Annotated in this window: 23 protein-coding genes and 1 tRNA gene; 12 read left to right on the forward strand and 12 right to left on the reverse strand. The window is 60.8% G+C overall.

Annotated features, from left to right (window positions below):
- Positions 1-23 precede the first annotated feature (23 nt).
- Both csrA and NPS46_RS00225 read left to right on the forward strand, forming a co-directional pair.
- Complete coding sequence (csrA, locus tag NPS46_RS00220; RefSeq protein WP_274104387.1) at positions 24-218, forward strand: carbon storage regulator CsrA; 195 nt, start codon at positions 24-26, stop codon at positions 216-218.
- 308 nt (positions 219-526) lie between these two features.
- On the forward strand, positions 527-766 hold the full coding sequence (locus tag NPS46_RS00225; protein WP_274104388.1) for a hypothetical protein: 240 nt from the start codon (positions 527-529) through the stop codon (positions 764-766).
- 510 nt (positions 767-1,276) lie between these two features.
- Here the strand turns inward: NPS46_RS00225 and NPS46_RS00230 are convergent.
- The gene (locus tag NPS46_RS00230) at positions 1,277-1,819 is read right to left on the reverse strand and encodes a DinB family protein (RefSeq protein ID WP_274104389.1); all 543 of its coding nucleotides are present in this window, start codon (positions 1,817-1,819) and stop codon (positions 1,277-1,279) included.
- 464 nt (positions 1,820-2,283) lie between these two features.
- Positions 2,284-2,360, reverse strand: a tRNA-Val gene (locus tag NPS46_RS00235).
- Between the two features lie 183 nt (positions 2,361-2,543).
- On the opposite strand from NPS46_RS00235, the gene NPS46_RS00240 reads away from it, so the two are divergent.
- Positions 2,544-3,827, forward strand: coding sequence for an NAD(P)/FAD-dependent oxidoreductase (locus NPS46_RS00240; protein WP_274104390.1), 1,284 nt, complete (start codon positions 2,544-2,546; stop codon positions 3,825-3,827).
- Positions 3,828-3,898: 71 nt separating this feature from the next.
- Here the strand turns inward: NPS46_RS00240 and NPS46_RS00245 are convergent, their stop codons facing one another.
- On the reverse strand, positions 3,899-4,579 hold the full coding sequence (locus tag NPS46_RS00245; RefSeq protein ID WP_425312668.1) for a peptidase C39 family protein: 681 nt from the start codon (positions 4,577-4,579) through the stop codon (positions 3,899-3,901).
- A 219-nt stretch (positions 4,580-4,798) separates the two neighbouring features.
- Here NPS46_RS00245 and NPS46_RS00250 point away from each other — a divergent pair, with 219 nt between their 5' ends.
- Complete coding sequence (locus NPS46_RS00250; RefSeq protein ID WP_274105399.1) at positions 4,799-5,026, forward strand: hypothetical protein; 228 nt, start codon at positions 4,799-4,801, stop codon at positions 5,024-5,026.
- A gap of 11 nt (positions 5,027-5,037) precedes the next feature.
- Here the strand turns inward: NPS46_RS00250 and NPS46_RS00255 are convergent, their stop codons facing one another.
- Both NPS46_RS00255 and NPS46_RS00260 read right to left on the reverse strand, forming a co-directional pair.
- On the reverse strand, positions 5,038-5,790 hold the full coding sequence (locus NPS46_RS00255) for a TerC family protein (RefSeq protein WP_274104392.1): 753 nt from the start codon (positions 5,788-5,790) through the stop codon (positions 5,038-5,040).
- Positions 5,791-5,817: 27 nt separating this feature from the next.
- A complete protein-coding gene (locus NPS46_RS00260) occupies positions 5,818-6,066 on the reverse strand; it encodes a hypothetical protein (RefSeq protein ID WP_425312685.1) in 249 nt (82 codons plus the stop codon).
- 135 nt (positions 6,067-6,201) lie between these two features.
- Between NPS46_RS00260 and nhaR the strand changes: the two genes are divergently transcribed.
- The gene (gene nhaR / locus NPS46_RS00265; protein WP_274104394.1) at positions 6,202-7,098 is read left to right on the forward strand and encodes a transcriptional activator NhaR; all 897 of its coding nucleotides are present in this window, start codon (positions 6,202-6,204) and stop codon (positions 7,096-7,098) included.
- On the opposite strand, the gene NPS46_RS00270 is transcribed toward nhaR, so the two are convergent.
- Positions 7,095-8,249 (reverse strand): MFS transporter, encoded by a 1,155-nt coding sequence (locus NPS46_RS00270; RefSeq protein WP_274104395.1) that lies wholly within the window; start codon positions 8,247-8,249, stop codon positions 7,095-7,097. The genes nhaR and NPS46_RS00270 overlap by 4 nt on opposite strands.
- A 302-nt stretch (positions 8,250-8,551) precedes the next feature.
- Here NPS46_RS00270 and sstT point away from each other — a divergent pair, with 302 nt between their 5' ends.
- The gene (gene sstT / locus NPS46_RS00275; RefSeq protein WP_274104396.1) at positions 8,552-9,781 is read left to right on the forward strand and encodes a serine/threonine transporter SstT; all 1,230 of its coding nucleotides are present in this window, start codon (positions 8,552-8,554) and stop codon (positions 9,779-9,781) included.
- A gap of 80 nt (positions 9,782-9,861) precedes the next feature.
- On the opposite strand, the gene NPS46_RS00280 is transcribed toward sstT, so the two are convergent.
- Complete coding sequence (locus tag NPS46_RS00280) at positions 9,862-10,371, reverse strand: DUF1993 domain-containing protein (protein WP_274104397.1); 510 nt, start codon at positions 10,369-10,371, stop codon at positions 9,862-9,864.
- 129 nt (positions 10,372-10,500) lie between these two features.
- On the opposite strand from NPS46_RS00280, the gene NPS46_RS00285 reads away from it, so the two are divergent.
- On the forward strand, positions 10,501-11,151 hold the full coding sequence (locus NPS46_RS00285; RefSeq protein WP_274104398.1) for a YceH family protein: 651 nt from the start codon (positions 10,501-10,503) through the stop codon (positions 11,149-11,151).
- A 40-nt stretch (positions 11,152-11,191) separates the two neighbouring features.
- Here the strand turns inward: NPS46_RS00285 and NPS46_RS00290 are convergent, their stop codons facing one another.
- Entirely contained in the window at positions 11,192-12,010 is an 819-nt protein-coding gene (locus NPS46_RS00290; RefSeq protein ID WP_274104399.1) for a shikimate 5-dehydrogenase, read from the reverse strand.
- A 247-nt stretch (positions 12,011-12,257) separates the two neighbouring features.
- On the opposite strand from NPS46_RS00290, the gene NPS46_RS00295 reads away from it, so the two are divergent.
- Together NPS46_RS00295 and NPS46_RS00300 are read left to right on the forward strand one after the other, a co-directional pair.
- Positions 12,258-12,614, forward strand: a complete 357-nt coding sequence (locus tag NPS46_RS00295; protein ID WP_274104400.1) for a hypothetical protein — start codon at positions 12,258-12,260, stop codon at positions 12,612-12,614.
- 219 nt (positions 12,615-12,833) lie between these two features.
- Positions 12,834-13,028 carry a hypothetical protein gene (locus tag NPS46_RS00300; RefSeq protein ID WP_274104401.1) on the forward strand — a complete coding sequence of 65 codons (195 nt, stop codon included), beginning with the start codon at positions 12,834-12,836 and terminating at the stop codon, positions 13,026-13,028.
- 159 nt (positions 13,029-13,187) lie between these two features.
- Here the strand turns inward: NPS46_RS00300 and NPS46_RS00305 are convergent, their stop codons facing one another.
- On the reverse strand, positions 13,188-13,625 hold the full coding sequence (locus NPS46_RS00305; protein ID WP_274104402.1) for a hypothetical protein: 438 nt from the start codon (positions 13,623-13,625) through the stop codon (positions 13,188-13,190).
- A gap of 104 nt (positions 13,626-13,729) precedes the next feature.
- On the opposite strand from NPS46_RS00305, the gene NPS46_RS00310 reads away from it, so the two are divergent.
- Positions 13,730-14,167: a universal stress protein gene (locus tag NPS46_RS00310; RefSeq protein ID WP_274104403.1), complete on the forward strand. Its 438-nt coding sequence runs from the start codon at positions 13,730-13,732 to the stop codon at positions 14,165-14,167.
- Between the two features lie 70 nt (positions 14,168-14,237).
- Here NPS46_RS00310 and NPS46_RS00315 read toward each other — a convergent pair whose 3' ends face one another.
- Positions 14,238-16,157: an ATP-binding cassette domain-containing protein gene (locus tag NPS46_RS00315; protein WP_274104404.1), complete on the reverse strand. Its 1,920-nt coding sequence runs from the start codon at positions 16,155-16,157 to the stop codon at positions 14,238-14,240.
- Between NPS46_RS00315 and NPS46_RS00320 the strand changes: the two genes are divergently transcribed.
- On the forward strand, positions 16,156-16,308 hold the full coding sequence (locus NPS46_RS00320; protein WP_274104405.1) for a hypothetical protein: 153 nt from the start codon (positions 16,156-16,158) through the stop codon (positions 16,306-16,308). The genes NPS46_RS00315 and NPS46_RS00320 overlap by 2 nt on opposite strands.
- A 61-nt stretch (positions 16,309-16,369) precedes the next feature.
- On the forward strand, positions 16,370-18,298 hold the full coding sequence (locus NPS46_RS00325; protein ID WP_274104406.1) for a transglycosylase SLT domain-containing protein: 1,929 nt from the start codon (positions 16,370-16,372) through the stop codon (positions 18,296-18,298).
- Positions 18,299-18,351: 53 nt separating this feature from the next.
- Here NPS46_RS00325 and NPS46_RS00330 read toward each other — a convergent pair whose 3' ends face one another.
- On the reverse strand, positions 18,352-19,068 hold the full coding sequence (locus tag NPS46_RS00330) for an MgtC/SapB family protein (protein WP_274104407.1): 717 nt from the start codon (positions 19,066-19,068) through the stop codon (positions 18,352-18,354).
- A 97-nt stretch (positions 19,069-19,165) separates the two neighbouring features.
- Positions 19,166-21,883 (reverse strand): magnesium-translocating P-type ATPase, encoded by a 2,718-nt coding sequence (gene mgtA, locus NPS46_RS00335; protein WP_274104408.1) that lies wholly within the window; start codon positions 21,881-21,883, stop codon positions 19,166-19,168.
- Positions 21,884-22,405: the final 522 nt, after the last annotated feature.

Below are 22,405 nucleotides of genomic sequence, written 5' to 3' on the forward strand. Positions count from 1 at the left end.
ACAAAGTAATCAAGGAGAAACACATGCTGATACTCACCCGTAAAGTCGGTGAAAGCATCAACATCGGTGACGACATTACGATCACAATCCTAGGCGTAAGCGGCCAGCAAGTACGGGTTGGCATCAATGCACCGAAAGACGTAGCGGTGCACCGGGAAGAAATCTACCAGCGCATCCAGGCCGGCTTGTCGTCTACCGACAAGAACGAGAAGCCATAAACGGGCGATAGACAGCGCTCGAGTATGCGACAAGCTGGCGCACAGCACGCTTCATCAAGGTGCCGCCCACAGAGGCGAACAACCCCTGCCGAATGCCTAAGCGATCCCGGTACATCAAGACTCCCCTGAGGCAATCCGCCCAGGGGAGTCAGCATTGCAGCAGCCCCCCCTAATCGCCATTTTTTTGGCGATGCCCAGAATAAAAAATATCTTCCAGCCACCATGTCAATATTTTGGCAATCACCTATACTTACATTAGGGAGTCGCACGACAGCGCCTCCTCCATAATTGAAGTAGTGGTGATTGGATTGAGCTGGAATCGCGACGACAAAAAACGGTACCAAGGTAAACACCCGAGCATCTTTATCTCATCTCAAGCAACACTCGACCCTGAGGACTACATCGATCAGTTCCTGCGTACGCGTGGATATGATCTCTCCGATGAAAACCGAGACAAGGTTGCCGCCAAGCTCGAGCACGCGCCAGAACGCCCGCACCATGGCTTGCATGAACTGAACCATTGGCTGGATACGCAGTTCAAGAACTGACAATTGGGCAACGGCCGCCATCCGGAGCTGGCGGCCTGCCGCTTCATGCCGACCTCACTCAGAGGATGCCTGAAGCAAACGATGACAACAGCGACACATAAGCCCCAGCATTGCGCTAGCGCGCTCGCACACTCAGCTGCGCTACTCGCCCAAGCCTTATCGCTTTCCGTTCGACACAGGCATTACTGCCCCCAGAAAGAAGATACACGCCGGCCCCACAAGAAAGCTCACGTTCGTACCAGGACTCATCATCGGCACAATGATAGAGATTGCGAACAGGCCTATCCCTATCCAGAGCCGTCGACGCGGCGTGAGCCACTCGCGGAAATCGTCCAGCCTTTTGCGCATTAACGCTCTCCCTGCTTGATAAGCGGCAAAGCCTATCACCGCCCTCAACGAATCACGCCAGCCGGCGAGGCTACACTGTAGAAGCCTTCATGCCCCTGCATTTTCGCGCACACAGGACATGCGCCAGGACGCTGGCCACCGGACCTAAGTTGAGGCGCTAGATCAGGCGTGGACCCCGGAAGGAATAAGAGCGAGCAGATCAGTATCGCCGACGTCGACACCTGCCTGTGAAAGCAAAGCAGTGACCTGCCCACGGTGATGAGTCTGGTGGTTAAAGAAATGCATGATCAAGCCATAGTAGCTCTTGTCGGCAGGGGCGCCCTTCATGCTTGTGTAATTGAGAATGCACTCCAAATCCGACTCTGAAATGGAGCGAGACCACTCGATAATGACCTGATCAAGCCAAGCACGATGCGCCGAAAGCTCTCGGATATCTGAGAGCAGTATCTGATCGAGGCTTTGAGGGGCAGGGAGCTGCCGAATCGGCTCCAGAGACACGTGATGCGCCGGGTGCCTGGCAAATCGCTTTAGCCAGAGAGTGTCCCCGGCCACCAGATGGTTCAACGTCCCGATAATAGAACCAAAGAATGCCTTCCTATCCAATGACAGCTCTTCATCTGTCAACCTTCTGGCCGCCTCATAAACCTTTGCGTTCATCCAATCGTTGTAGATCGCCATCAAGCAGATAGGGTTGGTGCGGTCCATCGTGCTCATCCTTCGAATGAATACTGACAAGCGATCCACGCCCGCCTGAGGAAAAAGACCATTCTAGAGCAGGCCTTTTTGAAGCGCCGCTGATTTCGCAAGCCCTAAAGCCGACCATATACCGAGCAGCGAGAGCCCCTACTCTTCATACAATCCGCCCCCCAGTGCAGAGCTGTACGAGCAACAGAAACTCCCCAAGATATATATCCAGGTGCTAACGGAGCATGCGCACGAGAAGATGACGAAGCACTATCAAGAGGGGCGCGGCGCAAAGAAGATCGAGTACCTGGAGGCGAGTGCCAAGCTGACACTTTTGGGATGAGAGCTTTGCAAAAGATTTGCAAAACCTAGCTCTGTGGCCACTTGCCCAAGGTATTCCAAAAGTTTTCCCAAACACCAGACAACAAAAAAGGGCCCACCTTTCGGTGAGCCCTTCTAGACCGCCCAGCAGAGCGGATTTTGTTTGGTAGGCGCGATTGGACTCGAACCAACGACCCCCACCATGTCAAGGTGGTGCTCTAACCAACTGAGCTACGTGCCTGCTGTGAGGCGGCATTCTACGGAATTCCGGAGGGGTGTCAACATCTTTTTTTAAGCTAACCCTATGAATATGCGCATTTTTTATTTTTGCTGGGTCAACCGCCGTTTTCCGCTGGCTGGCGGGGGCATTTCAACTGAGGTAGGATCCGGGCACTCGTAAAATATATAAAACAGAGGTTGCAGGATGGCGAACACTCCATACCCCCAGTCCTACTACGCGGCATCGGCTAACGCGGCGCCAGAGCGCCCGGCTTTGCAAGGTGAAGTAGAAACGGATGTCTGTGTCATCGGCGCCGGCTATACCGGGCTTTCCAGCGCTCTGTTTTTATTGGAGAACGGCTTTCGGGTCACCGTGCTTGAAGCCGCCAAAGTCGGCTTTGGCGCCTCGGGTCGCAACGGCGGCCAGATCGTCAACAGCTATAGCCGCGATATCGATGTAATCGAACGCAGCGTAGCGCCCAAGCAGGCCCAGTTACTTGGGCAGATGGCATTCGAGGGCGGGCAGATCATTCGCGAGCGCGTCGCCAAGTACGCGATCCAGTGCGACTTGAAAGACGGCGGCGTCTTCGCGGCCATCACCCCCAAGCAGATGGGCCATCTCGAAGCGCAGAAGAAACTCTGGGAACGCTTTGGCCACACGCAACTCGAGTTGCTCGACCAGCAACGCATCCGTGATGTGGTGGCCAGTACGGCTTATATCGGCGGCATGCTCGATATGAGCGGCGGCCATATCCACCCGCTCAATCTGGCCCTCGGCGAAGCCGCTGCGGTGGAGTCCCTGGGCGGCATCATCCATGAGCAATCGCCCGCCATCCGCATCGAGCGCGGCGCCAACCCCGTTATCCATACTCCGCAGGGCAAAGTCAGGGCCAAGTTCATTATCGTGGCCGGCAACGCCTACCTGGGCAATCTGGTGCCAGAGCTGGCAGCCAAGTCGATGCCTTGTGGCACCCAGGTGATCACCACCGAACCCCTGGACGAGGAGCTGGCTAAAACCCTGCTCCCTCAGGACTACTGCGTCGAGGACTGCAATTACCTGCTCGACTACTACCGCCTCTCCAGCGACAAGCGCCTGATCTTCGGCGGCGGCGTGGTATATGGCGCACGGGACCCGGCGAATATCGAGGCAATCATCCGCCCGAAAATGCTCAAGGCATTCCCGCAGCTCAAGGATGTGAAAATCGATTACGCCTGGACAGGCAACTTCCTGCTGACATTATCGCGCCTGCCTCAGGTCGGCCGCATCGGCGACAACATCTACTACTCCCAGGGCTGCAGCGGCCATGGCGTGACTTACACCCACCTGGCAGGCAAGGTACTGGCCGAAGCCCTGCGCGGGCAGGCCGAGCGCTTCGATGCCTTTGCCGACCTGCCGCATTACCCCTTCCCCGGCGGCCAATTGCTGCGTACGCCATTTACGGCGCTGGGCGCCTGGTACTACAGCCTGCGCGACCGCCTGGGCTTCTAAAGAAGCATAAGCTCGCGATCCTCCCCGGCGGATAATCGCGAGCCTGCCTCCCCCTCGCAACGCCGTCCGACTCAGCGATTATTCAGGGTTTTGGTCGCCGTGGTGGCCGCCTGATCCTGACCAGCCTGGGCCAGTTCGCCAGCCGCTTTCAGCCAGCGCTGCGAATCAACCCGGGCGGGCAGCTGGCGCGGCGAAAGCACCAGCACGGCCCACCCGCCTGCGTCCTTCCAGGACGACTCGAAAGAAGAAAAGTCCATCAACAGGTGGCGATTCATCCCCGAGCGCAGCAACACTGTCTGCTTCGTCCGATTATAGCCACTGAGCACCGCATAACGCGGCCCCGACCAGAACGCCGAACCCTCGGTAAAGCGCACCATGACCGGGTAACCCGCGGCAACCTGGGTCAACAACGCCGACAACTGACGATCCAGTGGGTACACCATCAAACCGTACTCGCGCGCCAGACCCTGCATATTCTGCTCGAGCTGCGCCTCGGCGCCCGGCAGACGCAGCGGCTTGTCGAGCAGGCCAGGGGTGATCGCCACGCCCTGCTGGGACAGCATGCTTGCCAGCGCCACCGGCCCACTCTGATAAGCCTCGCCACGAAACACCGCGACACCGTTGAGCTCGACCCGCTCCGGCAACTTCTGCACCTCGGGCGCCACACGCCCGGCACAGCCGGCCAGCCCCAGGACACAGGCGCCAGCCAGCCACCAGCGGCGCGACACTACGGATTGAAATAGCGACAACATCATCCCTCTCTTGATCAGACGCCCGGCCTTCACCGGACCAGACTCGGAATCATAGGTCGGTGCCGAGGGCAGGTATAGCGATTACTGGCACATTATTGGCCGCGATAGAGCCAATGAGCTGATGAGACTCGACCATTGGTCAATAGCCTGAAACATAGCAGCGACTAGACTGGTCACTAGCAACAGAGTGTGCCCGGCTTCGGGCAAAAGGAGGCACTTATGAGCCTGATCACTATTCTCTGCCTGTTGATCGCAGGCTGGCTGGCCGTCGCGGCCGCAATGCTGTGGGGCGTACTGCGCATCGCCCGCCGGCATCACCACCCTCACCCTATCGATGCCCCCCAGGCAAAACCCGCCAAGGCCCCGCGCCGGCCGATTGCCGCTCAACGAGCCATTGCCCAGGACAAAAAAACGCCGCTCCCGAAAATAGAGAGCGGCGTTTTTTAACGACGTATCACTTACTGATTTTGTGCTTCAGCGCGCCTTTGCCTGACTCGACGAGCCAGCATATTCAAGCCTTCGATCAACGCCGAGAAAGTCATCGCGGCATAGACATAACCTTTCGGCACATGGGCACCAAAGCCCTCGGCGATCAGCGTCATACCGATCATGATCAGGAAGCCCAGCGCCAGCATGACCACCGTCGGGTTGTCATTGATAAAGCGCGCCAAAGGCTCGGCCGCCAGCAACATCACCAGAACCGCAACCACGACCGCAATGACCATGATCGGCAAATGCTCGGTCATGCCGACCGCCGTGATGATGCTGTCGATGGAGAACACCAGGTCGAGCATCAGGATCTGGCCGATGGCCGCAGCGAAGCCCAGCGAAACACTCGGCGTCTTGTCCTCGGAGGCTACAGGCTCCGGGTCCATGCTGTGGTGAATCTCGGTGGTGGCCTTCCAGACCAGGAACAGGCCACCGGCGATCAGGATCATGTCTTTCCAGGAGAACGCCTGGCCGAACAACTCGATGACCGGCTCGGTCAACTGAACGATATAGGCAATGGTGCTCAGCAAGCCTAAACGCAGGATCAAGGCCATGCCAATGCCGATACGGCGTGCCTTGGCGCGAAAGCGCTCAGGCAGTTTGTTGGTCAGGATCGAGATAAAAATCAGGTTGTCGATGCCCAGCACCACTTCCATCACGATCAGTGTCGCCAGGGCAATCCAGGCGGTGGGGCTTGCAGCCAGTTGTAAAAGGTAATCCATGGGTCAGTCCTGATTCCGCGCTACGGGTTAGATTTCCTGGGTGGAATCCTGTTTCTCTTGCTTCTCTTCAGGCTCGCTCGGCTTGGGCTCAAGCTTGATCACGCCCTGGGTGGCCTCACTCAAAGCCTGGCCTGCGGCCTTGTGGGTATCGTCGATCGCTGCCTTGGCCGACTCAGCGGCCTGGTTCAACATCTGTTGTGCACTCTTCTCGGCCTGCTCGCAGCCACTCAACAACAATAGGCCAGCCACCAGGATGGCGGCGCTTGGAACGCTCAATTTCATACTCGGTTTCCTTGTGTAGGCAGCCAACACCCTGGCCGTCGATAGCCGCGCATTTTAGGCAAGTGGATACTTCAGCAAAATTCGTATTTTTAGCTGCTATACTTCGGTTTTCACGAACCCAGAACCGCTATGCTCAATTACCGACAACTGCACTATTTCTGGGTGGTGGCCAAGACCGGCAGCATCGTGCGCGCCTGCGAGCAATTGAACCTGACGCCCCAGACCATCAGCGGGCAGATCAGCCTGCTTGAGCAGACCTTCGGTGTCGAACTGTTTCGCCGTGTCGGCCGCCGACTGGAGCTGACCGAGGCCGGCCGCCAGACCCTGCCCTATGCCGAGCAGATGTTTCAGCTGGGCGGCGAACTGGAAGCCATGCTCCGCGCGCGCCCCGACGAACAACAGATCCTGTTTCGGGTCGGCGTCGCCGACGTCGTGCCCAAGTCCATTGTCTACCGCCTGATTGCCCCAACCATGGAGCTGGCCGAGACAATCCGCATCACCTGTCGCGAAGATAAATTCGAACGCCTGCTCGCCGACCTGGCGATCCAGCGCCTGGATCTGGTGATTTCCGACAGCCCCATGCCAACGCACCTGGATATCAAGGGCTATAGCCAGAAGCTGGGCGAATGCGGCATCAGCTTCTTTGCTACACCCGCGTTGGCCGAGCGCTATGGCGAAGACTTCCCCCACAGCCTGCATGGCGCGCCCTTGCTGATTCCCGGAGCCGAAACCGTGGTGCGCAGCCGCTTGTTGCGCTGGTTTGCCGAGCTGCAGATCCAGCCCAGGATCATCGGCGAATTCGATGACAGCGCCCTGATGCAGGCCTTCGGCCAATCCGGCAGCGGCGTCTTTATCGCCCCCAGCGTGATTGCCGAGGAAGTGAAGCGCCAGTACTCGGTCCAGTTACTGGGACAAACCGATGCGGTCAGCGAATCGTTCTACGCCATCTCGGTGGACCGCAAGGTCAAGCACCCCGCAATCGTTGCAATCACCGAAGGCGCCCGCCGCGAGCTATTTACCGTTTAACGACAGACTTGCGGCGAGCGGATCCGCATCAGCAGCGCCGCCAGCACAATTGCCAGCACGATAAACCCGGCGGCGGCAAAACCCAGGCTACCTAGGCCGAGGTTATCGATCACATGCCCGCCGACCAATGCGCCCAGGCCAATGCCCAGATTCGCCCCGGCAATGTTCAGCGAGGCCGCGAACGCCGGCGCCTCGGGCGCCGCCTTGATCAAGCGCACATGGCTGACCAGAAACAGCGCCGCCTGGGTCACGCCCCATACCACCATCGCCGCCGCCAGGCCGAAGACCGAGTGAATACTCGGCACCAGCGCGACCATGCCCCCGATCATGAACAGGCAGAACACCATCGACGCAATCAGGGGATGGCGATCGACCATCCGCCCGCCCAACGAATTGCCAATCAGGCCGACCGCACCGAACCCCATCAAGCACCACCCCACCAACGTGCCGTTGAAACCGGCCAATCGCTCCAGGATATCGGCCAAATAGGTGTAGGCCGTAAACATGCCGCTGAACACCAAGATCGACAGCAGCACATGCCCCTGCATCAACGGACTGCGCAGGATGCCCAGTTGCGAACGCAATGACACCGCGGCCTTGGCGACCTGGCTGGCCGGCAGATACACCCAGAGCAGCAGCGCCTTGGCCAGCGCGATGATCGCCAGAATCGCAAAGGCACTGCGCCAGCCCAGCGCATCGGAAATCAGCGTGCCGACCGGAATACCGAAAACCGTGGCGCACACGATGCCGAAACCGATCTTGGCTATGGCGCGACCGGCAAACTCGGGGCCGACGATGTCTACCGCCGTCTCGCTGGCCAGCGCCCAGAACACTGGCAACCCCAGCGCCGGCAGCAAGCGCGCCAATGCCATGATCCAGATATTGGGTGCCACCGCCGCCAGGCCATTGGCCAATGCGAACATCACCAGAATCGAGATAAACAGGCGCTTGCGCTCGAAGCGAGCGAAGTAGGCCGTCAGAAAGGGCCCGAATGCCGCCACCGTAAAGGCGAACAACGTCACCAGCAGACCGGCCTGGGGCACCGTTACTAGCAAATCGCGGGCAATGGCGGGCAACAGCCCGACAATGATGAATTCCGTGGTCAGCACGGTAAAACCGGCCGCTGACAACAGCAGGATGGGCAACAACATGAATAACTCCGGAAACGGCAAAGCCGGCGCCAGCCCAAAGGCCCGCCGAGAGTGAGATTGAAAGAATGGCTAATTGTAACAGACTACACAGCGCGACCCCATCGCCGCACCATTCCTACACCACTCCTACAGGACCAATCGCCAGGCGGGCCCAAGCTGCCCGAGCCCCTGTGTTAAAGTCGCGCCACTGCGCATAAACCGCCCTGACTATCGGCAACCCCTTATTGCGCGCGAACGCCATGCGGCCTGCTCTTTTTGCCGCGCTTTTCTTTCATGCTGTCCATAAAAACCAGAGTTGCCTCATGAATGCTTCTCCCTCACTGCTGCAACGCCTATACGGCACCAGCCTGGTCACACAGATCGCCATCGGTCTGGCCGCCGGTATTTTGCTAGCCCTGCTGCTCCCCGATGCGGCCCGCGCCGTTGCCTTTATCGGCAAAGTTTTTGTCAGTGCCCTGAAAGCCGTGGCGCCGATCCTGGTCTTCGTCCTGGTCATGGCGTCCATCGCCAACCACAAGCACGGCCAGGAAACCCATATCCGCCCGATCCTGTTCCTCTACCTGCTTGGCACCTTCGCGGCCGCCGTGGTCGCGGTCGTGGCCAGCATGGCGTTCCCCTCCTCGCTCGTCCTGGCCACCCATGACGTGACCGTCGCTGCGCCCGGCGGTATCGGCGAGGTGCTGCAAGGGCTGCTGCTGAGTGTGGTCGACAACCCGATCAGCGCCCTGATGAACGCCAACTTCATCGGCATCCTGGCCTGGGCCATCGGCATGGGCATTGCGATCCGCCATGCCGGCGAAACCACCCGCCAGGTCCTGGGCGACTTGTCCAATGGCGTGTCGGTGATCGTCAAGATGGTGATCCGCTTCGCACCGCTGGGGATCTTTGGCCTGGTGGCCTCGACACTGGCCGAATCCGGGTTCGGCGCCCTGCTGGGCTACCTGCACCTGCTGGTGGTACTGATCGGCTGCATGCTGTTCGTCGCCCTGGTGATCAACCCCCTCATCGTGTTCTGGAAGATTCGTCGCAACCCTTACCCGCTGGTCTTTACCTGCCTGCGCGAAAGCGGCGTGATGGCCTTCTTCACCCGCAGTTCAGCGGCGAATATCCCGGTGAACATGGCCCTGAGCGAACGCCTGGGCCTGCATGAAGACACCTACTCGGTATCGATCCCGCTGGGGGCGACCATCAATATGGCCGGCGCGGCGATCACCATCACCGTCCTGACGCTGGCGGCGGTACACACCCTGGGGATTGCGGTCGATGTGCCGACCGCCATCCTGCTCAGCGTAGTCTCGGCGGTTTGCGCCTGCGGCGCCTCCGGGGTCGCTGGCGGCTCGCTACTGCTGATTCCGCTGGCCTGCAGCCTGTTCGGCATCCCCAGCGAAATCGCCATGCAGGTGGTTGCCGTCGGTTTTATCATCGGCATCCTGCAAGACTCCGCCGAAACCGCGCTGAACTCCTCCACCGACGTACTGTTCACGGCAGCCGCCTGCATGGCCGGCGAAGAAAAGGCCGGACGCGCGGCATAGCCCACGCGACACCCGGCAAAAAAAGACCCCGGCGGATCCATGATCCGGCCGGGGTCTTTTGCTTCAGGCCTCTGAGGAAATCAGAAAGCGCCCATGTAGTCGCGCTTGCCGATAACCACGCCGTTGTGACGCAGAATCGCGTAGGCCGTGGTGATATGGAAGAAGAATTGCGGCAAACCGTAGGTCAGCAGGTAAGCTTGGCCAGTGAAGCGCTTTTCTTTCGGGGTGCCCTGGCGGGTGATGATCTCGATACCTTCCTTGCCATCGATCTGCTCGGGCTTGAAGCCGTCGATAAAGGCCAGCACCTTGGCGATCAGGGCCTGCAGCTCGGCGAACGTGGCCTCATTGTCGTCGTACTTGGGCAACTCGACCTCAGCCAGACGCGCCGAAACGCCCTTGGCGAAGTCGACGGCGATCTGTACCTGGCGTACCAGCGGGAACATATCCGGCGCCAGGCGGGCCTGGAGAAACACCGAAGGTTCGATATTGCGTGCAGCGGCGTCGGCTTCGGCCTTGGTCAGCACATTGCTGAGCGCCGTGAGCATCTGTTTGAAGACCGGAATGGAAGCGGCGTAGAGGGAAATAGTCATGGAACTCTCGCAAGGCAGTGGCGTGGAGGGAAAGGGCGGATTATAGCCCCGCTTGCGCTGCAAAGCGGCTTGTCTTTTAGCCGGTAAAACTCCTACGCTAAGAACCTTCAAAAGCATAGGGAAAGCGCGATGAACACCGAACAAGCAACCAGCGGCGAGGCGTTGCAACTCAACAGCACGGAAATCCGCATTCTCGGTTCCCTGATCGAAAAGCAGGCCACCAGCCCGGAAACCTACCCGCTGACCCTCAACGCACTGGTCATCGCCTGCAACCAGAAGACCAGCCGCGAACCGGTGATGAACTTGAGCCAGGGCCAGGTGGGCCAGAGCCTGCGCACGCTTGAAGGGCGCGGCTTTACCCGCCTGGTGATGGGCAGCCGCGCCGATCGCTGGGAACATCGGGTGGACAAGGCCCTGGAACTGGTCCCGGCCCAGGTTATCCTGATAGGCCTGCTCTTGCTGCGCGGCCCGCAAACCGTCAATGAATTGCTGACCCGCAGCGGCCGAATGCATGACTTCGAGGACAGCGAGCAGGTCGTCCACCAGCTTGAACGCCTGATCGCACGAGGCTTGGCCCTGCTACTGCCGCGCCAGGCCGGCCAGCGCGAAGACCGCTATATGCATGCCCTGGGCGATCCGGCAGATATCGAGAGCATTCTTGCGGCACGCCAACAGGCTCCGGAGCGCAGCGCCGGCAACAGCGTCGCGCTGGAACGCATCGAAGAGCTCGAAGCCCGGATTGCCGCCCTCGAAGAACGCCTGTCACGACTCGAAGCCTAACCGCACACAAGGGCGAGCCTCGCTCGCCCACCTCGCTGGCTCAGCCCCTGGCAAATTGCATCGCCCGCTGGAATTGCTCGTCGCTGGGGCGCACACCGGTGTACAGGACAAATTGCTCCAGAGCCTGCAAGGCAATCACTTCAAGGCCGGTAATCAGCTGTTTGCCAAGGCGCTCCCCCAGCCGGATCAACGGCGTTAGCGGTGGATTAGCCACGACATCGAAGATGATTTGTGCAGCCTCGACGGCGGCCTCCTCGAATGCCAACTGCTGTGCCTCGGCGCCACCGCTCATGCCAATGGGGGTGACATTGATCAGCATCTGCGGCCGCTCCCGGCCCAACTCGCTTTGCCAGGCCAATCCGCAGCTATCGGCCAACGCGCGACCTGCCGCCTCGTTGCGAGCCACGATCAAGCCATTGCGGTAACCCCCATCGCGCAAGGCCGACGCAACCGCCTTGGCCATGCCGCCGCTGCCACGCAAGGCGAACGAGGTGCCCGGCGGTATCCGATGGTGCGCGAGCAACTGGGCAATCGCCAGGTAATCGGTGTTGTAGGCCTTGAGATGCCCGCCCGTGTTGACGATGGTATTGATCGATTCGATGGCCCGCGCCGAAGCATCCAGCTCATCGACCAGCTCGATGCAGGCCTCCTTGAACGGCATCGACACGCCACAACCGCGAATACCCAGGGCGCGAATACCACCGACAGCGCCAGGCAGATCGTCGGTACTGAATGCCTTGTAATAGAAATTCAGCCCCAGTTGCCCGTACAGGTGATTGTGGAAGCGCACACCGAAGTTGCCCGGCCGCCCCGCCAGGGACATGCAGAGTTGGGTGTCCTTATCAGCGGTTATCTGCATATTCACTACCTGGAGAATAATTTCAGATGGACGGGATTGGGGCCGCGCCCGGTTCTCGTCGATCATATGACGTCGTTTAGAAAACGGTCCTGCGTAAATCAGATTTCTGATTGAGGAGCAGGGATAAACCTTACACAAGATTTACTCAACACCGTCGCAGAACTTCCAGAAACCGCTGTCTTAGAAGCATCCCCGCGAGAATGTCCGACTATCACGAGCGCGGGGGCAGGAAACCCGAGGAACCGTCATGATTCGTACAATCCCCAAGATAGCCTTGCTTATCGGTGCACTCGCGGTCGCAGGCCAGGCCAGCGCTCATGGCGGCGGTGGTTGGGGTGGCCCCGCCTTGCTGGGCGCAGTGGTCGGCGCCACGATCGTCGGTACGGCGATGTCCAGCCCGAGCCGGACTGTCTACGTGCAACAGCAACCGACCTATTACGCGCCACCGCCGGTGTATTACCAGCCACAGCCGATCTACGTGCAGGCCCCACCGCCTCCGGTCTACTACCAGGGCTACTACCGCCAGCCGGCGCCGGTCTACTATGGTCCGCCACGGGGTTACTACGGTCCACCGCGCGGCTACTACGGCCCGCCACGCTGGTAACAGCAGCCCTGCGGGCCCCGCCATTGCGGGGCCGCTTGGTTTTCGGCGCTGAACTTGTCTGGAACACATCCACGCAGGTCGCCCGCAGAACAGTATGATGGGGGAGCAATCGAGCATTATGGCCAAGCGCGAATCCAGGGAAACGGATCGAGCGCCGTCACATACCCGCCAAATAGCCTCGATAGAATCGGTTCAACCATAAAAACAAGGACGCCCGACATGCCGACCCAGAACCCGCACCGTATCGCCGGCCTGTGCACTGGCGACAAGGTTTACAGCGCGCTGACCGAGCTCAAGCACCTGGAAACCCATCGCACCGCCAAGTTTGCGGCTTTGCTGGCGCAAAACCTGGTGAACAAGGGCCTGCTGAGCGATCGGGAAGTGGTCGACATGCTCGACCAGGTGGTGGACTGAATAGTCGGCCGCCGTTGCCACAGGCTATCGCCGCACGCGCCGCATTCGTCCCCCGTCGCATGGATCCTCGCGGTAAACCGCATCGCCCCTAGTGCGAGCGCTACACACTCGGGGGCGAGCTAACGAGCACCGCAGCGACCCTGTCCAACACGGCTGCGCTCAAGCCAACGCCTTGAGCGTGGCGGCAATGGCCTGCAACGCCGCCGCATCGCCCTGCTCTCCCCAGTACGCGGCAATGATCTGCGAGTCTGCGTCGACCTTGTAGACATCCGCCGGCAACGTCTGCAAATGCGTGAGTACCGCCGGGTCCTCACACGCCTCGCGCCATTGATTGACCCACACGCCTGGGGTGATCTGCCAGTAACTCCAGCAGGCCGGTTGGCTCGCGCGCCGTGGCCGATGGTACTGCGGGCACGGGCTCGGCGGCTCTTTGGCCAGCCAATGTGGCCACTCCTGCGGCGCCAGTTGCATACCCAGGCCGATGCGTCTGGCCTCCATGCGCGCGGCCATTTGCCCAGTGTGGCGGCGTGACGGACGCAACCAGACCAACGGACTCAGAACCACCGCAAGGATTGACACCACTATCCAGACCGTCATATGAGTAGTTCCCGATTCTTGGTGAGCGGTTGATCCAGGTCTGAACCTACCCGCTTGAAAGCAGCCATACTTCTATTCATCGCAATCCTCAGGAGGTGCCCCTCATGCCCTACCACCATATTCTGGTCGCCGTCGACCTAACCGAAGAATGCGATCCCGTGATTCACCGCGCTCGCGAACTGTCTGTCAGCAACGGCGCCAAGCTGTCGCTGGTGCATATCGTCGAACCCATGGCCATGGCCTTTGGTGGAGATGTGCCGATGGACCTCTCCCAACTGCAACAGCAGCAATTCGACCAGGCCAAGGAGCGTCTTGAGCGCCTGATCGTCAAATACCCTGAGCTGTCCAAAGACACCAGCCACCTGACTTACGGCCAGCCACGCCAGGAAATCCACCATCTGGCCAAGGAGCAAGGCTGCGACCTGATCGTGGTCGGTAGCCATGGTCGCCATGGCCTGGCCTTGTTGCTCGGCTCCACCGCCAACGACGTGCTGCACGGTGCACCTTGCGATGTACTCGCGGTACGCCTGGCCAAGAACTAAAACGCTGCACCAGTAAAAAGCCCGACACCCACAATCCGTGGGGTCGGGCTTTTTATTGCCCGGCGTTCGTTCAGGCGTCCAGTTCAGCCCAGCGCTCGACCAGTGCATCCAGCTCGGCCTGCAGGGTTTCCAAGCGCGCAATCACTGCGGCCGTCTCGGCCACTGGACGCTGATAGAAACCGCTATCGGCCATTTCCGCTTCTACTGCGCCAATCTGCTGTTCCTTGGCATCGATCTCACCCGGCAAGGCTTCCAGCTCGCGCTGCAGCTTGTAGCTGAGTTTCTTCTTCGCCACCGGAGCCTCCACCGCCGCAGCCACGGGTGCAGGGGCTGCCGTGACCACAGCCGAATTCAGCTCGGCCTTGCCCGACTTGTTCTCAGTAACGCCCAGCAAACGCGGCGAACCGCCCTGGCGTAGCCAATCCTGGTAACCCCCCACGTACTCGCGGACCTTGCCTTCACCTTCAAAGACCAGGGTGCTGGTCACCACGTTGTCGAGGAAAGCCCGGTCGTGGCTGACCATCAGCACCGTGCCCTGGAAGGTCAGCAGGACCTCTTCGAGCAACTCGAGGGTTTCCACATCGAGGTCGTTGGTTGGCTCATCGAGTACCAGCAGGTTGGCCGGTTTGCTGAACAGCTTGGCCAGCAGCAGGCGCGCACGCTCGCCGCCAGACAGCGCCTTGACCGGGGTACGCGCACGCGCCGGGCTGAACAGGAAGTCGCCCAGGTAGCTCAATACATGACGGCTCTGGCCATCGATATCGATAAAGTCGCGGCCTTCGGCCACGTTGTCGATGACGGTCTTTTCCAGGTCGAGCTGATGGCGCAGTTGGTCGAAATAGGCCACTTCGATCTTGGTCCCGTCCTCGACCTTGCCGCTGACCGGCTCCAGCCCGCCCAGCATCAACTTGAGCAAGGTGGTCTTGCCGGTCCCGTTGGCGCCGAGCAAGCCGATACGGTCGCCGCGCTGCAGGACCATGGAGAAGTCCTTGACCAGGAACGGGCCGCCCGGATGGGCAAAGCTGACGTTCTCGAGAACCATCACCTGCTTGCCGGACTTGTCGGCGGTATCGAGCTGGATATTCGCCTTGCCGGTGCGCTCGCGGCGTTCGCTACGCTCGACGCGCAGGGCCTTGAGGGCACGCACGCGGCCTTCGTTACGGGTGCGACGAGCCTTGATGCCCTGGCGAATCCAGACTTCTTCCTGGGCCAGGCGCTTGTCGAACAGCGCGTTGGCAGTTTCTTCCGCCGCCAGCGACGCCTCCTTGTGTACCAGGAAGCTCGCGTAGTCGCCGTTCCAGTCGATCAGACCGCCACGGTCCAGTTCGAGGATGCGGGTCGCCAGGTTCTGCAGGAAGGACCGGTCGTGCGTGATAAACAGCACCGCGCCCTGGAAGGCACTCAGCGCTTCTTCCAGCCAGGCGATTGCACCGATATCCAGGTGGTTGGTCGGTTCGTCGAGCAGCAGCAGATCCGGCTCGGACACCAGGGCCTGGGCCAGCAGCACACGACGACGCCAGCCACCGGACAATTCGGCGAGGGTCTTGTCGGCCGGCAGTTGCAGGCGGCTCAGGGTGCTGTCGACCAATTGCTGCAGGCGCCAGCCGTCACGGGCTTCGAGGTCGTGCTGAACGTGCATCAGCTTTTCCAGATCAGCGTCGGTGACGATGTTCTGGCTCAGGTGGTGATACTGCGCAAGCAGCTCGCCCACACCATCCAGGCCCTCGGCAACCACGTCGAACACCGTCCGCCCGTCGGCGACCGGCAATTCTTGCGGCAATTCGCCGATCTTGAGGCCGGGCGCACGCCAGACCGAGCCGTCATCGGGCTTCTGATCGCCCTTGACCAGCTTCATCATGCTGGATTTGCCTGTGCCGTTGCGGCCGATGATGCACACCCGCTCACCACGGGCGATCTGCCAGGACACCTTGTCCAACAACGGCATCGCGCCGAAAGCAAGGGACACATCGCTGAATTTGAGCAGGGTCATGATCTTCTCCAAAAACCGGGCGCGCATTCTACCTGAGTTACGCCCCCAGGCGGCCGGCATTTTCGCCCGGGCCGACGCCGCGACAGGATTTGCCTGCATCTGTGCCCTTGCAGGCCTGCAAAGCTTTCACCGGTCGCTGGCAAAAGGCTAAGCTACGGTTCAATCAGTGTCGGCACCGTCGGCACTCGCCACGTTTTCTGTTCGGAAGTCTCATGCGCAGCCGTCTTGTCAGCTTTTTATCCTGCCTGCTTCTCTCCACCTGCGCTGTCCAGAGCGCCCAGGCCGCCGACCTCTCGCAACAACGCCAGTACTACGACGAAGCCAAGCGCGCGCTGGCCAAGGGCGACACCGGGCCCTACCGGCGTTACGCCGAAGCCTTGCGCACTTACCCACTGACGCCTTACCTGGCCTACGACGAGCTCACTGCCCGCCTGAAAACCGCCAGCAATGCCGAAATCGAGAAATTCCTCGCCGAACACGGCGACCTGCCCCAGGCCAACTGGATGAAGCTGCGTTGGTTGCGCTGGCTGGCAGACCGTGGTGACTGGCAACCCTTCGTCAAATACTACGACCCGAAAATGAATTTCACCGAGCTGGACTGCCTCAACGGCCAGTACCAACTCAGCCACGGCCTGCGCGCCGAAGGCTATGCCAGCGCGGAAAAACTCTGGCTGAGCGGCAAGTCCCAGCCCAGCGCCTGCGACGCCCTGTTCGAACGCTGGGCCGCCGAGGGCCAGTTGACCGAGCAAAAACGCTGGCAGCGCGTCAAGCTGGCCGCCGAAGCCCGCAATTACAGCCTGGCCACCAGCCTGGTCAACGGCTTACCGACCCTGGGCGCCCAGGGCCGCTTGTTGATCGAAGTGGCGCAAAAGCCGGAGTTGCTGAGCAACCCGGCACGCTTCACCCCGGTCAATGAGGCCATGTCCGATGTGGTCGGCCTGGGCCTGCGCCGCCTGGCACGCCAGGACCCGCAAAAAGCCCTGTCGCTGCTCGATGGCTATGCCAGCAGCATGCACTTCTCCCGTGACGAAAAAGTGGCGATTGCCCGTGAAATCGGCCTGACCCTGGCCCGGCGGTTCGACAGCCGCGCCCTGGATGTCATGACCCAGTACGACCCGGAACTGCGTGACAACACCGTCACCGAGTGGCGCCTGCGCCTGCTCTTGCGCCTGGCCCGCTGGGAAGACGCCTACCAGTTGACCCGCAAGCTGCCCCAGGACCTGGCCAGCACCAACCGCTGGCGCTACTGGCAAGCCCGCAGCCTGGAACTCGCCGAACCACAAAACCCCCAAGCCATCGCGTTGTTCAAGGATGTGGCCAAAGAGCGGGATTTCTACGGCTTCCTCGCCGCCGATCGCTCGCAGACCCCCTACCAGCTCAATAACAAGCCACTGGTGCTGAGCCAGCAGTTGATCAACAAGGTGCGCAACACCCCGGGCGTACGCCGCGCGCTGGAGTTCCATGACCGCGGCCAGATCGTCGACGGTCGGCGCGAGTGGTACCACGTCAGCCGGGTCTTCAATCGCGATGAAATGGTCGCCCAGGCCAAGCTGGCCTACGACCTGAAATGGTATTTCCCGGCGATCCGTACCATCAGCCAGGCCCAGTACTGGGATGACCTGGATATCCGCTTCCCCATGGCCCACCGCGACACCCTGGTACGTGAAGCCAAGGTCCGCGGCCTGCATTCAAGCTGGGTATTTGCCATTACCCGCCAGGAGAGCGCCTTTATGGACGACGCGCGCTCCGGCGTGGGAGCCAGCGGCCTGATGCAGTTGATGCCGGCAACCGCCAAGGAAACCGCACGCAAGTTCAGCATCCCTCTGGCCTCGCCCCAGCAAGTGCTCAACCCGGATAAGAACATCCAACTGGGGGCGGCCTACCTGAGCCAGGTCCACGGCCAGTTCAACGGTAATCGGGTCCTCGCCTCTGCCGCCTACAACGCCGGCCCGGGCCGCGTGCGTCAGTGGCTCAAGGGCGCCAACCACCTGGGCTTCGATGTCTGGGTCGAAAGCATTCCGTTCGACGAAACGCGCCAGTACGTGCAGAACGTCCTGTCCTACTCGGTGATCTACGGCCAAAAACTCAACTCACCGCAACCGCTGGTGGATTGGCACGAACGCTATTTCGACGATCAGTAACACGCGCTGAGCAGCAAGCGGCCAGCAACGGCCCGCTTGTCGCTTGCAGCCCCTTATTCCGTGGTACTGGGACTCCAGAACGCCTGGACCACCAGGCTCGACCGGGAAATTCGCGCAATCAGCGCATCCAGTTCGTCGCCATCGACCGAAGTGGTGGCCAGCGTCGCTTCGATCTCCACTTCGTCAGCGCCAAAGGCATGCACGTCGATATCGCTCGCCGGGTAGTTGCTGCGCTCCAGTTCGGCTTCCAGCAAGGCCAGCACGGCCTTTTGCTCGGAGCGGCGGGCAATCAGGTAGACGATATTGGTCACTTCCGCCGACACCACGTCCAGTGGCTGGCGGTTGATGTTGTTGACGATTGGACGCAGCAGCGTATTGGCCGCCAGCACGAACAACGTGCCGAGAAAGGCCTCGAGCACCAGGTCCGCGCCAGCGCAGGCGCCCACGGCTGCCGAGGCCCAGAGGGTCGCGGCGGTATTGAGGCCGCGCACATTGCCCTCTTCGCGCATGATGACACCGGCCCCGAGAAAACCGATCCCCGAGACCACATAGGCGACCACCCGTACCGCGCCTTCGGCGCCGCCCAGGCGGTTGGCCATATCGACAAAGATCGCCGCGCCCACCGCCACCAGCACATTGGTGCGCAAACCGGCGGTGCGCTGGCGGTACTGGCGCTCGAAACCGATCACCCCGCCAAGAATAAAGGCCGCGCTCAGGCTGACCAGGGTGTCGACCAGGGACGTCAGGTTGATGTTATTGATGGCTTGCATAGCGTTTCCTTTAGGTCGCAGTGGCAAGCTTCAAGCTGCCAGCAAGGGCACGCCCTGCACTTGAAGCTGGTCACTTGCCGCTGCGTCTATCCGTTGATTACTGCCAGCCGAACCGGCGTACGTAGAAGCCTTTCACCGCCTGGGTCAGGGCCATGTAAGCCAGCAGGATCACCGGCAGAAAGACGAAGTACAGCGACGGCAGCGCCTGCAATTTAAAGTAGTGCGCCAACGGCCCCATCGGCAGGAAGATCCCCACCGCCATGATGACGCCCGTCATGACCATCAACGGCATGGCCGCGCGGCTTTGCACAAACGCAATCTTTGGCGTGCGGATCATGTGCACGATCAACGTCTGGGTCAGCAGCCCCACCACGAACCAGCCCGACTGAAACAATGTCTGGTGGTCCGGGGTGTTGGCATCAAAGACATACCACATCAAGGCGAATGTGCTGATGTCGAAGATCGAACTGATCGGGCCGAAGAACAACATGAAGCGCCCGACATCGGCAGGCTGCCAACGCTGGGGTTTTCTCAGGAGCTCCTCGTCCACGTTGTCGAACGGAATGGCGATTTGCGAAATATCGTAGAGCAGGTTCTGTACCAGCAGGTGCATCGGCAGCATCGGCAGGAACGGAATAAAGGCACTGGCCACCAACACCGAGAACACATTGCCGAAGTTCGAACTGGCGGTCATCTTGATGTACTTGAGCATATTGGCGAAGGTCCGACGCCCTTCCAGCACACCCTCTTCCAGCACCATCAGGCTTTTTTCCAGCAGGATGATATCGGCCGCTTCCTTGGCGATATCCACCGCGCTGTCCACCGAAATACCAATATCGGCGGTGCGCAGGGCCGGTGCATCGTTGATCCCGTCGCCCATAAAGCCGACCACATGGCCATTGCCCTTGAGCAACCGCACAATGCGTTCCTTGTGGGCCGGAGTCAGGCGGGCAAACACATTGGTGCGCTCCACAGCCTCGGCCAGTTCGGCATCGCTCATGCGTTCGACATCATTGCCCAGCAGCACGCCCTGTTGCGCCAGGCCGACCTCGTGACAGATCTTCGCGGTCACCCGCTCGTTGTCGCCGGTCAACACCTTGACCGCAATGCCATGCTCGGCCAGCGCCCGTAGCGCAGGCGCGGTGCTTTCCTTGGGTGGATCGAGAAATGCCACATAGCCAATCAGGGTCAACCCCTGCTCATCGGCCAGGTTGTAGGTATCGCGCCCGTCCGGCATGGGCCGGGCCGCCACCGCAACGACGCGCAGGCCCTCTTCATTGAACGCCGCCGTGACCTGGCGAATCCGCGCCAACAGGCTATCGCTCAGGGCCCCTTCGGCTTCGCCATGGCGCACCCGGGTGCAAACGGCCAGCACTTCTTCCACTGCGCCCTTGCAGATCAGCACGTGCGGGCGACCCTGCTCGGCCACCACCACCGACATACGCCGACGCGTAAAGTCGAAAGGAATCTCGTCGACCTTGCGAAACGCCGTGGCGACTTGCAGTTCGCGGTGCACTTCCACATGTTCGAGCACCGCCACGTCCAGCAGGTTCTTCAGGCCGGTCTGGTAGTAGCTGTTGAGGTAGGCCATTTCCAGCACGTCATCGGATTCCTCGCCCCAGACATCCACATGCCGGGCCAGGAAAATCCGGTCCTGGGTCAGGGTGCCGGTCTTGTCGGTGCACAGCACATCCATGGCACCGAAGTTCTGGATCGCATCCAGGCGTTTGACGATGACTTTTTTGCGCGATAGAAACACCGCGCCCTTGGCCAGGGTCGAGGTGACAATCATCGGCAGCATTTCCGGGGTAAGCCCCACCGCGACCGACAGCGCAAACAGCAGCGCTTCCATCCAGTCGCCCTTGGTAAAGCCATTGATAAACAGCACCAGGGGCGCCATCACGAACATGAAGCGAATCAACAGCCAGCTGACTTTATTGACCCCGGCCTGGAACGAGGTCGGTCCACGGTCGGTGGCGCTGACGCGCTGGGCCAGGGCACCGAAGTAGGTGCTGTTACCGGTGGTCAGCACCAGTGCGGTGGCTGCGCCGGAGACCACGTTGGTGCCCATGAACAGGATGTTTTCCAGGTCCAGGGGATTGCGCGCCTGGGCATCCCCCTGCCGCGCGAACTTCTCCACTGGCATCGACTCACCGGTCATCGCAGCCTGGCTGACAAACAGGTCCTTGGCGCTCAAGACCCGGCAATCGGCAGGAATCATGTCGCCCGCCGACAGCACGATGAGATCGCCTGGCACCAACTGTTTGATCGGCAACTCGATACGTCGGCTCGCACCGGCGTCCAGATCCCGGCGCAGCACCGTAGCGGTGTTGCTGACCATGGCCTTGAGGGCATCGGCGGCCTTGTTCGACTTGGCTTCCTGCCAGAAACGCAGCAGGGTCGAAAGCACCACCATGGCGAAAATCACCACGGCGGCCTTCATGTCTTCGGTCAACCAGGAGATCACGGCCAGCAGGCTCAGCAGCAGGTTGAACGGATTTTTGTAGCAGTGCCACAGGTGGGTCCACCAGCGCAGCGGTTGTTCGTGCTCGACTTCATTGAGGCCGTACTGCTGGCGCAGGGCATCGGCTTGCTGCTCGCTCAGGCCGTCGGAGTGGGCGGCGAGCTTTTCCATTGCGCGCGGGGCCGTGTCATGGGCGGCCGCCACCAGGGTTTGCGCCAAGGTGGGTGGGACGTCGCGGCTGACATTGCTGTCGCCCAGGCTTTCGAGCAGGGCCAGGCGCCGGAAGTGCCGGGCAAAGTGCCGGGTCCGCAGGAAGCCGGCGAAGAATTCTTTCAGTAGGGTGAGTTTCATTGTCTACTCCCGCGCTGCTCGCGCTCACCCTCAACGGGTGACTACGCGAGCAGCCTAGATCTTGAACAGTCGGTCATGGTTTCAGTGCTCTTCGGGGCGGGCGGTTGGCCCGCCAGTCAATGGAATGATCGCGGGCTGGCCGGCAGTGCCGGGCGGTGTCGCTGGCGACGCAATGGGATGGCGATAGTGCGCATGGCGCTGCTCCCTTTATGGCGGCGGAAAGGGAAACCTTCTGGCGGGTACCACCCGTCGTGCCTGGACCGCGAAGATCAGGCAGGCAGGGTTCGTCCGTCGCGAACGACAGGCGTGTCCAAACCAGCGCAGCAGTCGGGCGAGGCCGGACTGTCACACGGTATTCAGCGTCGATTGAAAGGGGGAATCGCGAAGCTGTCCGCAGGACTGCTTCAGGAAGCCGCTTCTCGCTTTTCGGCGAGACAACGGCAGGGGAAACTGCGCGTTATCGAGCCGAAGCTGTGCCGGTCAAATACACCGGCCGACTACTGTCACTCGAACTAGTACCCA

Source organism: Pseudomonas putida, from assembly GCF_028682395.1.
Lineage (GTDB): Bacteria > Pseudomonadota > Gammaproteobacteria > Pseudomonadales > Pseudomonadaceae > Aquipseudomonas > Aquipseudomonas putida_AB.

Bases quoted from the DNA above. Each gene is read 5' to 3' on its own strand.
- NPS46_RS00320 (WP_274104405.1), top strand. From the start codon at position 16,156: ATGATCTTCTCCAAAAACCGGGCGCGCATTCTACCTGAGTTACGCCCC.
- NPS46_RS00300 (WP_274104401.1), top strand. From the start codon at position 12,834: ATGCCGACCCAGAACCCGCACCGTATCGCCGGCCTGTGCACTGGCGAC.
- NPS46_RS00325 (WP_274104406.1), top strand. From the start codon at position 16,370: ATGCGCAGCCGTCTTGTCAGCTTTTTATCCTGCCTGCTTCTCTCCACC.
- csrA (WP_274104387.1), top strand. From the start codon at position 24: ATGCTGATACTCACCCGTAAAGTCGGTGAAAGCATCAACATCGGTGAC.
- NPS46_RS00315 (WP_274104404.1), bottom strand. From the start codon at position 16,157: ATGACCCTGCTCAAATTCAGCGATGTGTCCCTTGCTTTCGGCGCGATG.
- NPS46_RS00310 (WP_274104403.1), top strand. From the start codon at position 13,730: ATGCCCTACCACCATATTCTGGTCGCCGTCGACCTAACCGAAGAATGC.
- NPS46_RS00295 (WP_274104400.1), top strand. From the start codon at position 12,258: ATGATTCGTACAATCCCCAAGATAGCCTTGCTTATCGGTGCACTCGCG.
- NPS46_RS00290 (WP_274104399.1), bottom strand. From the start codon at position 12,010: ATGCAGATAACCGCTGATAAGGACACCCAACTCTGCATGTCCCTGGCG.
- NPS46_RS00240 (WP_274104390.1), top strand. From the start codon at position 2,544: ATGGCGAACACTCCATACCCCCAGTCCTACTACGCGGCATCGGCTAAC.
- NPS46_RS00330 (WP_274104407.1), bottom strand. From the start codon at position 19,068: ATGCAAGCCATCAATAACATCAACCTGACGTCCCTGGTCGACACCCTG.
- NPS46_RS00245 (WP_425312668.1), bottom strand. From the start codon at position 4,579: ATGTTGTCGCTATTTCAATCCGTAGTGTCGCGCCGCTGGTGGCTGGCT.
- NPS46_RS00250 (WP_274105399.1), top strand. From the start codon at position 4,799: ATGAGCCTGATCACTATTCTCTGCCTGTTGATCGCAGGCTGGCTGGCC.
- NPS46_RS00280 (WP_274104397.1), bottom strand. From the start codon at position 10,371: ATGACTATTTCCCTCTACGCCGCTTCCATTCCGGTCTTCAAACAGATG.
- nhaR (WP_274104394.1), top strand. From the start codon at position 6,202: ATGCTCAATTACCGACAACTGCACTATTTCTGGGTGGTGGCCAAGACC.
- NPS46_RS00285 (WP_274104398.1), top strand. From the start codon at position 10,501: ATGAACACCGAACAAGCAACCAGCGGCGAGGCGTTGCAACTCAACAGC.
- NPS46_RS00230 (WP_274104389.1), bottom strand. From the start codon at position 1,819: ATGGACCGCACCAACCCTATCTGCTTGATGGCGATCTACAACGATTGG.
- mgtA (WP_274104408.1), bottom strand. From the start codon at position 21,883: ATGAAACTCACCCTACTGAAAGAATTCTTCGCCGGCTTCCTGCGGACC.
- NPS46_RS00305 (WP_274104402.1), bottom strand. From the start codon at position 13,625: ATGACGGTCTGGATAGTGGTGTCAATCCTTGCGGTGGTTCTGAGTCCG.
- NPS46_RS00270 (WP_274104395.1), bottom strand. From the start codon at position 8,249: ATGTTGTTGCCCATCCTGCTGTTGTCAGCGGCCGGTTTTACCGTGCTG.
- NPS46_RS00255 (WP_274104392.1), bottom strand. From the start codon at position 5,790: ATGGATTACCTTTTACAACTGGCTGCAAGCCCCACCGCCTGGATTGCC.
- sstT (WP_274104396.1), top strand. From the start codon at position 8,552: ATGAATGCTTCTCCCTCACTGCTGCAACGCCTATACGGCACCAGCCTG.